This is a genomic window from Bradyrhizobium sp. Kon10 (genome assembly GCF_055807395.1).
In genome coordinates this window covers 1-290 of sequence record NZ_JBVVOZ010000187.1, presented here as the reverse complement: position 1 = coordinate 290, position 290 = coordinate 1, and the positions used below count along the sequence as shown (strand labels likewise).

1 protein-coding gene is annotated in these 290 nt (G+C 65.9%); it reads right to left on the bottom strand.

Annotation, left to right across the window (positions count from 1 at the left end; all coding sequences use genetic code 11):
* A partial coding sequence (locus AC0L2O_RS36645) for a multicopper oxidase domain-containing protein (protein WP_473373183.1) occupies window positions 1-290 on the bottom strand: 290 nt, incomplete at both ends.

Below are 290 nucleotides of genomic sequence, written 5' to 3'. Positions count from 1 at the left end.
ATGGATGGTGGTGTGCTCGGGGAGCTTGTTGGTCACGAAGATGCGGACCCGGTCGCCCTCGACCGCCTCGATCGTCGGACCGGGGGATTGACCGTTGTAGCCCCACAGATAGGCGGTCATTCCGGGCGCCAGCTCCCGCTCGACGGGTTCGGCGACGAGGTGGAACTCCTTCACCCCGTTATTCATGCGGTGCGGCAGCGTCCAGCCGTGGAGCGTCACCACCGGCTGGTAGTCCGGCCCGCTCGTCGGAAAGATCGGCGGCTGCATGTCCGGGGATTCCATGATCGGAG